This is a genomic window from Sulfurihydrogenibium yellowstonense SS-5 (assembly GCF_000173615.1).
Taxonomy (GTDB): Bacteria; Aquificota; Aquificia; order Aquificales; family Hydrogenothermaceae; genus Sulfurihydrogenibium; species Sulfurihydrogenibium yellowstonense.
Genome location: NZ_ABZS01000065.1, coordinates 1 through 8,234 on the forward strand (window position 1 = coordinate 1; position 8,234 = coordinate 8,234).

Annotated in this window: 8 protein-coding genes; 5 read left to right on the top strand and 3 right to left on the bottom strand. The window is 31.8% G+C overall.

What is annotated here, in order from left to right; genetic code table 11:
* Window positions 1–31: 31 nt before the first annotated feature.
* From aspS to SULYE_RS03810, 4 genes are read left to right on the top strand one after another with little or no spacing between them, the layout of a single operon-like run.
* Window positions 32–1,840 carry an aspartate--tRNA ligase gene (gene aspS, locus SULYE_RS03795; RefSeq protein ID WP_007546672.1) on the top strand — a complete coding sequence of 603 codons (1,809 nt, stop codon included), beginning with the start codon at window positions 32–34 and terminating at the stop codon, window positions 1,838–1,840.
* Complete coding sequence (locus SULYE_RS03800; RefSeq protein ID WP_007546673.1) at window positions 1,837–2,208, top strand: rhodanese-like domain-containing protein; 372 nt, start codon at window positions 1,837–1,839, stop codon at window positions 2,206–2,208. Before aspS ends, SULYE_RS03800 begins: the two co-directional genes overlap by 4 nt.
* Window positions 2,162–2,887: a ComF family protein gene (locus SULYE_RS03805; protein ID WP_232178572.1), complete on the top strand. Its 726-nt coding sequence runs from the start codon at window positions 2,162–2,164 to the stop codon at window positions 2,885–2,887. The genes SULYE_RS03800 and SULYE_RS03805 overlap by 47 nt, the downstream gene beginning before the upstream one ends.
* Window position 2,888: 1 nt before the next feature.
* Entirely contained in the window at window positions 2,889–3,812 is a 924-nt protein-coding gene (locus SULYE_RS03810; RefSeq protein ID WP_007546676.1) for a cation diffusion facilitator family transporter, read from the top strand.
* Window positions 3,813–3,847: 35 nt separating this feature from the next.
* Here SULYE_RS03810 and SULYE_RS03815 read toward each other — a convergent pair whose 3' ends face one another.
* The 3 genes from SULYE_RS03815 to SULYE_RS03825 all read right to left on the bottom strand — a co-directional run bounded on the left by SULYE_RS03815 (window position 3,848) and on the right by SULYE_RS03825 (window position 7,366).
* Window positions 3,848–4,927, bottom strand: a complete 1,080-nt coding sequence (locus SULYE_RS03815; RefSeq protein WP_007546678.1) for a bis-aminopropyl spermidine synthase family protein — start codon at window positions 4,925–4,927, stop codon at window positions 3,848–3,850.
* Between the two features lie 15 nt (window positions 4,928–4,942).
* Window positions 4,943–5,773, bottom strand: coding sequence for a polyamine aminopropyltransferase (gene speE, locus SULYE_RS03820; RefSeq protein ID WP_007546680.1), 831 nt, complete (start codon window positions 5,771–5,773; stop codon window positions 4,943–4,945).
* Between the two features lie 315 nt (window positions 5,774–6,088).
* Window positions 6,089–7,366, bottom strand: coding sequence for a M16 family metallopeptidase (locus SULYE_RS03825; RefSeq protein ID WP_043989058.1), 1,278 nt, complete (start codon window positions 7,364–7,366; stop codon window positions 6,089–6,091).
* Window positions 7,367–7,678: 312 nt separating this feature from the next.
* Here SULYE_RS03825 and SULYE_RS03830 point away from each other — a divergent pair, with 312 nt between their 5' ends.
* Entirely contained in the window at window positions 7,679–8,173 is a 495-nt protein-coding gene (locus tag SULYE_RS03830; protein WP_007546685.1) for a DUF302 domain-containing protein, read from the top strand.
* The last annotated feature ends 61 nt before the right edge of the window (window positions 8,174–8,234 follow it).

The window sequence follows — 8,234 nt, forward strand, 5'->3', positions numbered from 1 at the left end:
AAGTTTTATACAGTTTGGTTGACCAGGTTTTATGATAGACCAGCTTAGAGAATTTAAAAGAGATTACTATTGTGGAGATTTAAACGAATCAAATATAGGTGATGAAGTTAGACTTCTTGGTTGGGTTGACACTGTTAGAGACCATGGCGGAGTTATTTTTATAAATCTCAGGGACAGAGAGGGTATAGTTCAAGTAGTTTTTGACCCATCAAAAATTGGAGAAGAGTTATACAATAAAGCGAAAAAACTTAAATCAGAATACGTTATAGGTGTGAGAGGTAGAGTTAACAGAAGACCAGCAGGTACTGAAAATCCAAAAATGAGAACAGGAAATATTGAAGTAGCAGGAGAAGAGCTTTTAATCTTAAACACATCCAAGGCTTTACCTTTCCCAATAGAAGATAACATAAAAGTTAGCGAAGAAGTTAGATTAAAATACAGATATTTAGACTTAAGAAGACCATCTATGCAAAGAAACATAATATTAAGACACGAAGTATATCAAGCTGTAAGAGAGTTCTTAGCCGGAAATGGATTTATTGAAGTAGAAACTCCAATGCTTACAAAATCAACACCGGAGGGAGCAAGAGACTTTTTAGTTCCATCAAGATTAGAAAAAGGCAAATTTTATGCACTTCCACAATCACCACAGCTGTTTAAACAGGTCTTGATGGTTGCAGGGCTTGAAAGATACTTCCAAATAGCCAAATGTTTTAGAGATGAAGACCTAAGAGCAGACAGACAGCCAGAATTTACACAAATAGACTTAGAGATGTCTTTTGTAACAGAAGATGATGTGATGACTTTATCAGAATCTTTGATTCAGTATGTATACAAAAAAGTTCTTGGAATTGATATAAAAATTCCTTTTAGAAGAATGAGCTATGAAGAAGCTATAAATAAATATGGAACAGACAAGCCTGACTTAAGATATGGCTTAGAGCTTATAGATATTACAGATTTAGCAAAAGAAGTAGAATTTAAAGTATTTAACGATGTAGCAAAATCCGGCGGACTTGTAAAAGGTATAAACATTAAAGGTGGGTCTAAATTTTCAAGAAAAGAAATTGACGAGCTTACAGAATACGCTAAAAAGTTTGGTGCCAAAGGAATGGCATGGGTTAAACTTGAAAATGGAGAAGCTACTTCTCCAATCCTAAAATTCTTCACAGAAGAGCAAAAACAAAAGTTATTTAGTCTTATGGACGCAAAAGATGGAGACTTGCTAATATTTATTGCAGATAAAAAAGATATTACTCATAAAGTTTTAGGATTTTTAAGAGAGCATATAGCAGAAAAAATGAATCTAATAGACAATAGCAAATTAGAGTTTTTATGGGTGGTTGATTTTCCACTTTTTGAATGGGACGAAGAGGAAAATAGACTTGTTGCAATACACCATCCATTCACAAGCCCAAAAGACGAAGATATAGATAGATTGGACGAAGCTTTAAATAATCCAGAAATTGCGCTTAGCTTTAAATCAAAAGCTTACGACATGGTTTTAAATGGTGAGGAAATAGGTGGAGGTTCAATAAGAATACATACACCTTATATACAAGAAAAAGTATTCCAGCTTTTAAACATTTCAGAAGAAGAGGCAAAAGAAAAATTTGGGTTTTTAATAGAAGCTTTAAGCTACGGAGCACCACCACACGGCGGATTAGCTTTTGGTCTTGATAGAATTTTAGCACTTATGACAGGTAGCGAAAGCATAAGAGACGTAATCGCTTTCCCTAAGACACAAAAAGGAATATGCCCGCTAACAGGAGCACCGGATTATGTTTCAGAAAAACAGCTTAAAGAAGTAGGAATAAAAGTGGAGGCAGATGAAGAATGATAAGAAAGGCTTTTTTGACAATTTTATTAATTTTCGGATTTTCTTTTGCATACCAAGATTTAAATGCAAAGCAGTTTTATGAAATGATGCAAAAAGAGAAAGATGTGATAATTCTCGACGTCAGAACACCACAAGAGTACCAAGAAGGACATATAAGTAATGCAATCAACATTCCTGTCCAAATTTTAGGACAGCAATTAGATAAGCTTAACAACTTCAAAGATAAAAAAATCCTTGTATACTGTAGGTCTGGGAATAGAAGTGCGATCGCAAGCCAGATATTAGATAGAGCCGGATTTAAAAACGTATACAATCTAAAAGGTGGATTATTTGAGTGGAAAGCATCAGAATTACCATTGGTTAAGTAAATTTAAGCTAATATTTAACACGCTTTTTCCAAGGGAATGTGTTTTATGTGGCGACCCTTTTATATTTACAAACCAAAACATTGTTTGTGATGATTGTTTATCAAAATTTGAAAAAACCGAAAGCTTTTTTTGTAGAAGCTGCGGAAAGTCTGGAGAAAACACCTATCCAATATGTGAAGAATGTAAATATGATAGAAAATATTCTTACATAGAAGCTTTTACAGATTATTATGAATTTGGAGAGATTCTTAGAGAGTATAAGTTTGGTAAGTACAAAAATTTAGCTTACGATATAGCAAAAATCATTAAAGAAGACTTTCAAAAGTTCGTCAGACAAAACCAAGTACAAAATATTTTATACATTCCTATATCAAACAAAAAATTAAAAGAAAGAGGATTTAATCATTTAAAGGAGATTTTGACTTACATATTTCCAAAATATCTCGTAAAAGATTATTTGATAAAAGTCAAAGAGACAAAACTGCAGGTTGAGTTAAACAAGACAGAAAGGTTTGAAAATCTAAAAGATAGCTTTAAATTAACAGTTGACAAAATAGATGGCAATACGCTTGTTTTTGATGATATTTTAACAACAGGTGCAACATTATTAGAAGCTTACAAAACAATCAAAAATAAAGTTAATGGAAATCTGTACGCTTATGTAATCACAAAGGTTTGAAATGGTTTACATAGAAAACAAACTAAAAGAAAGAGATGTAAATCAAAGCAAAAACCGGCTAATAATTGCAATAGGATTAAATACTTTAATCGTTATAATTCAAGTTATTTTTGGCTTGTATTCAAACTCAATATCCTTAATCACTGATGCAATTCACAACTTTCAAGATGTTATTTCTCTAATTGTCAGCTTGATTGCCATTTTAGCTTTATCAAAAAAGCCAACCTTAGAAATGACTTTTGGCTTTTTAAAAGCTGAATCTATGGCCGGCTTTGTAAACAGTTTAATTTTAATGATAACATTAATTTTTATTATTTATGAAGCTACGCTTAGATTGATTCATCCGGAAGAAGTTAAAGGTTTATTTGTCATAATCTTTGGATTTATAGCTTTTATAGTAAATCTAATATCAGCATTAATTTTAAAACATCATCATCACCATGAAGAAGATGACCACCATCATCATGAGGATATAAACATTGCAGCTGCTTATATTCATCTTTTGAGTGATGCATTGTTATCCTTGTCTGTCGTGATTGGCGGAATTTTTATCTATCTTTTTCAAATAAGCATCATCGACTCAATCTTATCATTAATTTTCAGTGTTTACATCTTTAAAGAAACTTTTCCTATTTTGAAAAAAAGCTATAAGGTTTTAATGGAAGCAGCCCCATCTAATATAAATCTGTATGAATTGATAGATGAAATGAAAAATAGATTTGATGAAATTGTAGAAATTCACGATATTCATGTATGGTCTTTATCTTCCAAGGATATTTATTTTACCGGACATATAGTTGTCAAAGACATGGATAGATCAATGGAAGTTCTTGAAAAATTAGAAAAATTCTTAAAAAAAAAAGGTATAACCCACTCTACAATCCAAATAGAAAGTGTAGATAAGATATGTGAAATATTTCATTAAGAAAAGGGCGATAAATCGCCCTGTTTAAGATTATATTAAGTAGTTGAGCCCTCTTCGTCTAAGTATAATTCTCTGAAAACTTCATCAGTGATTTGAACGTTTTCACCTTTAAAGCCTGGTAATGCTTCCATTCTTACCCATGCAGACCTATACCATATATCTGTTGGAACTTTATTGACCGGTGCCACTTCCTGAGCTTTTGTCTCAGCATGATAGTCCCAGTTCATGTATGCGTTAAAGTCTTGAACTATGTCTGTAATAACCATTCCATAGTCGTTTATTAAAGCTTTTTGGAATTGATGCCATCTTGTAATAGAAGAGTCTCTTAATGTTAATCCAAAGTATCCAACACTACCTTCTTGTCTTAATGCTGCAATACCTCTTGCAATAAATGCTTTAAAGGCTTTTAATGTTTCCGGTGGGTCTGTGATAAATACATCAAAAGATTTCAACCATTCTTCCGGGAATGGATTTCTTAAATCAAATCTTATAGCTTCTGCATTGTCTATGCCAAGTTCTTTAAAGATCCTGTTATCAAAATCTATAGACCTTTCATCTATATCTAAGATTAAAACTCTTCTTGGAAGTCTTGTTAAAGCTACAGCTAAACCTGTTAAATCATCCTCAGCACCCATAACAAGAATATCTCTATCTCTTAAATCTTCTCTTGAATCTAAGAATAAAACTCTTGATACAGTAGTTTCCGGTGTAACGCTGCCTTGGTCATACTCTTGAATTGCTTTCGGTCTATCCTTTGTAACTTGTAAAAATGTATGATACCAATCTAAATTTGCATAGAATGGTATACCTCTACCTTCGCAAGCTTTACAAGAATAATCAACTGCCGGTGGTATTTTTAGCTCTTTTACGAGGTTAAAACCTTTTTCTGTTAATAAGATCTCATCGTTTTCTATTTTTGCGATGCCTTCGGTTACAAGCTGTCTTACTATTTCCGCTGTCGCCGGAACCGGTTGGTCAGCTAAGTCTACAACCTTCCAAAAATCTGATATTGTTAAAAGGCCAGCCAACACCCTTTCTACGCTTCTTCCGTAAAGTTTAATATTCGTTTTTTCTGATGCTCTTTTTGCGATTAAGTCTAAAACCTCTCTTGCCAATTTCTCACCTCTCAATTATTTAATTAAATCTGATACAAATTTTGGTATTGAAAACAAAGAAGTATATATTTTATCACAAAAATATTTTGTTTTCAAATCCTTAATCTTATCAAACTCACTTTCCTCATACTTTAAAATATCAACGTCATCGGACGCCAATGTAAAGCTCCACATTCCAGCTGGATATGTTGGAATAAATGCTAAATAGGTTCCAAAGTATTTAAATACTTGCTTAATCTCATTTACAGCTGTCTTAAAATAAAGCTCTTGTAAAAATGGAGATTCAGTTTGTGCTGCCATTATTCCGTTTTCTCTAAGTGCATTTTTAACTTTAGTATAAAACTCTCTTTTAAATAAAGCTTCTGCAGGACCTACCGGGTCAGATAGGTCAAGCAATATAACATCATAATAACTTTTTCTTTCATCTAAAAACTTATTTCCATCTTCTACAAAAACTTGGACTTTTGGATTGTTTAGTTCACATGAAATTGTAGGAAGATACTCTTTTGAAATTTTTATAACTTCTTCATCAATTTCACATAGATGAGCTTCTTTTACAGATGGATGCTTTAAAACTTCTCTGATTGTTCCACCATCACCACCACCAATAACAAGAACTCTTTCTGGGTTTGGATGTTTTATCAAGGCAGGATGTGCAAGCATCTCATGATATATAAACTCATCTCTTTCTGTTGTTTGAACTGCACCATCTAAAACAAGCATTTTGCCATACTCATAAGTATCTAAGATCAAGATTTCCTGATACTTTGATTTTACTGTTTTAGCTTCTTTAACTTTTACGGTTAACCCTGTGTTTGGTGTTTGATACTCAGTAAACCAGATCAATTTTTACCTCCAAAGATTATTTGAAATAATTATATAATAAACGTCGGGTGAGAAATTCAACAAAAACATGAGATTCTTCGCTTCGCTCAGAATGACAAATAAGGTAATTGTTAACATGCTTTTGCTTTCTCTGTCATCCTGAGGCCGTAAGGCCGAAGGATCTCATTTTTAAATTTTATAAAAACCGCTAATTTCTCACTCAAGATACTATTAGAAATAATTATATAATAAGTGAGATAGTGAGTAGATGAAAAAGTGAGAGACCGAGAAAATAAGCAGCAGTTTAACGTCTCAATTCTGACTTTAAAGTGCAAATTACGGAGATACTATAATACAAGAAGATTTTGTAAAATATTTAGTTGTAAGTTTAGTTAAATCTTGGAGTTTTACTTTTTTAATTAAATTTGGATAGTTTTTATCCATTTGATAACCAAGCCCTACAGTTTCAAACCATCCTAAATAATATGCTTGTTTTGACCTTGTTTGATGGTCCATCATAAACGTTCCAAGAATTTTTTCCTTGGATATTTTTATCTCTTCTTCCTTTATTCCTTCTTTCAAACTTTTAACAACCTCTCTCATACCTTTTTCTGCGTCTTCTCTTTTTTTAGGGTCTGTGCCGATATATAAAACAACTGTACCAATGTTTAATCTTGCCGGAAAGTAAGAACCTGTTGCGTATGCAAGCCCTCTTTTTTCTCTTAGCTCTTGAAACATACGAGAAGTAAATCCGCTTCCAAGAATCCCATTTAATACTCTAAACGGAATATAATCTTTATCTAAAAGAGTTGGAGCGTTATATGCAATTAAAATAGTTGATTGTTGACCTTCTCTGTGAACTGTAACACATGGGTTATCTTCGATAATCTTATCAACTTTTGGAAAGCTAAAATAATCTTTTTTTGGTAGCTTTGAGAAATTATATAACTGATTTTCAAATTCTTTAAATGAAGCATCCCCAACTATTGATATAACTATCCTATTACTGTTTAAAAGCTCATTCCATCTTTTTTTCACATCTTCCAATGTTATCTTATTCAACGATTCTTCTGTTCCAAGTGGGCTATATTGGTAATTTGTATCTTTGTATATCACTTTTCTTAACTCATCAAAGGCGATGGAAAATCCTTCTTCTTTTTTTGCCTTTATTTGTGCGATTATATTGCCTTTTTCTTGAACAAATTTATCTTCCGGAAATAATGGGTTTTCTAAGATATCCATTAAAATTTCTACAGCCTTAGGGAAATTATCTACAGTGGTGGCAAATTCAATGTTTGAAAAATCTTCCCCGGATGAAGAGGATATATACCCACCGCTGTCTTCAAAAAATTTGTTTATATCATAATCCGAATATTTATTTGAACCTTTTAATAACATTTTTAATGTCAAATTTGTGAGACCGGCTTTTTCTGTTCCATCTTCAAAGCTTCCACCTCTAATAAATATACTACCGGCTATTATTCCTTTCCCATGGGTTTGTTTGTATATTAAAGTCAAGTTATTTGGATATATTACTTTAAGCACTCTTTCTCCTCCAAACGACAATTGGGATAATAAAAAAAACAATAAGAATATAATTATTAATCTTTTCATAACTTAACTCCTAAATCCTTAAATTAGTATATCATATTTGGCACTCATATACGTTGGTTGAGAAATCGAAAACGCGGAAAAATTCATCAGTTGCCAAACAATGCCAACCCATCAAAATATTACTTTCTAACTTTTAGCTATAACCAAGAATCTTTTAATCTTTTGGATTTCTCGCATCAAAGCATTATTTACTTATTTATCCAATTAAGCAACTTCCATTTTTTGATTTATAAAAAATATAAAAAATATATAGACATATGAAATTATAGAAATTATATTTAGATTAAAACTTAACAATTGGAGGTTGGTGTCATGAAAAAAGTTTTATTGATTTTAGTTTTGCCTTTATTGATGTTAAAGCTCTCTTTTGGTGGTGAGGTTAATTTTGAAAAAGGTTATTATTACGTTGTGATTAAAAAAGGTAATTTTGACAAAGTGAACGCAGTACTTCAGCAAGAAATCCAAAATCATAAATGGGGTATCATTCATACAATGAATGTAGATAAAACAATAAAATCTAATACTCCACATAAAACTTATCTGTTATGTCGAGCTGATTATCTAACTGAGGGTATAAAGTTTAACAAAGATGTAATCAGTGTATTAATTCCCTGTAGAATATCTATCTATCAAAATAAAAATGATGTAAAAATTTTAGTTGAGGACGTAGAAGCTGCATCAACTCACTTTGGAATTGAAGATAAAAAATTTAAAGCATTTTTAAGACAAGTTACTGATGAAATGAAGAGCATTCTTCAAAAAACTTCTGACCACTTTGAAAAGAAATCTTTAACTCCGCAAATGTAAAGAATTATGAGACAGGTTCACATTCCCACTTATAACCTACTCCTCTTATTGTTTTAATGCA

Coding starts and splice junctions, on each gene's coding strand:
- SULYE_RS03800 (WP_007546673.1), top strand. CDS start 1,837: ATGATAAGAAAGGCTTTTTTGACAATTTTATTAATTTTCGGATTTTCT.
- aspS (WP_007546672.1), top strand. CDS start 32: ATGATAGACCAGCTTAGAGAATTTAAAAGAGATTACTATTGTGGAGAT.
- SULYE_RS03830 (WP_007546685.1), top strand. CDS start 7,679: ATGAAAAAAGTTTTATTGATTTTAGTTTTGCCTTTATTGATGTTAAAG.
- SULYE_RS03810 (WP_007546676.1), top strand. CDS start 2,889: ATGGTTTACATAGAAAACAAACTAAAAGAAAGAGATGTAAATCAAAGC.
- SULYE_RS03825 (WP_043989058.1), bottom strand. CDS start 7,366: ATGAAAAGATTAATAATTATATTCTTATTGTTTTTTTTATTATCCCAA.